Here is a 2,244-nt window from a genome sequence, read left to right as displayed (position 1 = left end):
ATCCTGCTTACCAGCGGTGGTGCCTATATCCGCATCAAGGGCAGCAATATCGAGGTGCATGCGCCGGGGACCATCGATATCAAGGGGGCGAAGAAGACGCTAGATGGGCCGGCCAGCATGGAGCACGACTTCAAGGAACTTCCTAACAGCCCTGAATCCGGTATGTACGACGAACAGAACAGGCTGAGAACCAGTTTCGGGACTCCGCTGGAGGACGTCGCAATCGAATTCGATGTGCCAGGTCAAGGCAAGCGAGTTTACTTCACCGATCAAGACGGTATGACCTCACGCCTTTTCAGCGATAAACCTGATACAGCCAGAATGCGGCTTGTGCCCGATGAACTGGTAGTGCCGACAGGTGCTGACACATTTGTGCCGAGAATCAAACCATGAAGCAAGACTTACAATTCAATGAGCAAACGTGCTCTACGTCCGATTCACAGGTTCATTACAGGGAACTATGGACTCTCGGGCAACAAGAAGCGGTACGGCGCCTATCGGTGAAAACGCGCATCGAGTTTAAAAGCACCGCGCGCTATGAACTAATAAAAGATTTCAGCACGCGCGCAGAGCGCATCGCTGGAAATTATGCACGCATTTATCTTGAGCTTGAGCGCAACGGAAAGCCTGAATTGAAAGGCAGATTCTACTGGACCGGACTGGCTGCATTTGCCAGCAAACAGGTCATGTGCGCCCTTGATTATGCCAGCAATAGTAAATGGCGATGGACTGGTGCAGCAGCGCCTTTTTTTGACATCACCAAAATGCACTTGGGCGAAGGCAATTTTTGGCTGTTCCAAGATATTTTTGTATGGCACTGGTTTTATATAAATTACCCCGACGAATTCAAAAGCGCCGTACCAGAAAGGAACTGTAACTGCTATATTTCTGACTTTAAAGTCGCATTCAAAGAGCTACCATGGATTGACGACGCCCTACCGAAAATTAATTTTCTGGCAGAAACCACCCCATTAAAAGAAGGCTTCGACCTCATAAAAAAGTCGAAGTTTTGAAAGATGGAGTCTTGCGCAGAGAACTCCAGTTGGCCTCATTAATGAAAATCGCTGATCACGAGCAGCTTTGGATTTTACAGCCTCTGATTTACGAAAATTGGGACTTCCAGCTACTACTTGACGGGCAAGCGAAGCTAGAAGGGAAGTTTGGCGTACCTCGCCGCCTGGCAGCGTTCAGCACACAATGTGAGACTGGTGACCCAGATCGCGATGTGGTCATGAAAGAAGGTGATCTATACGATTCCACCGATAGAATGATCTTCATAACCGAGATCGCCACCAAATATCACCACCTAATGGATAAAGATAAAAGACAAATGGAAATCACTATTTCAACCATAAGCTCATGGCATAACAATGAATAAGCATTTGGCTTCACTATTTTTTTTATTACTGACTGCCTGCGGAGCATCGAACGTGAATGAAAAAAAACCCAATGTGACATTTTCTTTAAACGACAGCATCAAGAATATACTGGCAAGCTCCACGATGCAGTTGACGAAAGACTGCAACTCAAAAGTATGCTTTTATGAGTTTAGCACCTCATCCAAGAGCGAAAACAAAGGCGCAGCCATTGTAGACCCAAACAAAAACCCTTTACCTCTGAATAACATAGTTAGCGCAGCACTTATCACATATAAAACAGACCTCGTGGAAAACGCCAGCATCAGGGTTGCACCCGCGCCTTCGAACTCCGAACATTCTGAGTTCATACAATATTTCAACGACACTCTAGTCAAGTTGAGGCTTTCGGGATGGCATCGCTATATTCTCCCCAATGAAGCAAGAATACCAGGAAGCGAAGCGAGCAAGTTCAACCTCTTTGACGAAGTGCTAGGTGTGCCTGTTGGCACCGGCCCTTGGAAAGATCCTACGCTAAAACTAAGTCAGGCACAGTGGTTAGCAATGCCGACAATCAACAACTGGTACTTTCATAAGGATGGCAACTACCTCCTTTTCCGTGTCCAGCGAGAGAACACCCCACAAGCGCCACAAGAACGCGGCTCCTATCTTTTTTCATTTAATTTCCAGTCAGAAGCAGAGTTTTATAAAAATTTTGTCCCAAATGAGAATCAAGATGATTGGGTAAGACTGCTCCCCCCTGAGCTCAAACGCATGGCTCAGGAACGCGCCCTAACCGAAGCACGCCTGAAAAAAATGGGCATCGCTATCGATGAGGACTACCAGGACCCGCCCATCAAGGCCCTGGAATAACCACCCGATCAGCCCC

The 2,244-nt window shown here is 47.3% G+C and carries 4 protein-coding genes; all 4 read left to right on the top strand.

Annotated features, from left to right (window positions below; all coding sequences use genetic code 11):
• Window positions 1-393 (top strand): DUF2345 domain-containing protein (locus H040_RS27925; RefSeq protein ID WP_033696333.1); only part of this gene is annotated, 393 nt, incomplete at its 5' end.
• Between the two features lie 107 nt (window positions 394-500).
• A complete protein-coding gene (locus H040_RS27920; protein ID WP_256208087.1) occupies window positions 501-1,013 on the top strand; it encodes a DUF2515 family protein in 513 nt (170 codons plus the stop codon).
• Window positions 1,014-1,024: 11 nt separating this feature from the next.
• Window positions 1,025-1,378 (top strand): DUF2515 family protein, encoded by a 354-nt coding sequence (locus H040_RS27915; protein ID WP_256208086.1) that lies wholly within the window; start codon window positions 1,025-1,027, stop codon window positions 1,376-1,378.
• Entirely contained in the window at window positions 1,371-2,228 is an 858-nt protein-coding gene (locus H040_RS27175) for a hypothetical protein (protein WP_081784308.1), read from the top strand. The genes H040_RS27915 and H040_RS27175 overlap by 8 nt, the downstream gene beginning before the upstream one ends.
• The last annotated feature ends 16 nt before the right edge of the window (window positions 2,229-2,244 follow it).

It is taken from the genome of Pseudomonas sp. URMO17WK12:I7 (assembly GCF_003269045.1).
Taxonomy (GTDB): domain Bacteria; phylum Pseudomonadota; class Gammaproteobacteria; order Pseudomonadales; family Pseudomonadaceae; genus Aquipseudomonas; species Aquipseudomonas putida_J.
Note: the sequence above shows the minus strand (reverse complement) of the source record. Positions and strands in the feature narration are given on the sequence as shown.

Coding starts and splice junctions, on each gene's coding strand:
- H040_RS27175 (WP_081784308.1), top strand. CDS start 1,371: ATGAATAAGCATTTGGCTTCACTATTTTTTTTATTACTGACTGCCTGC.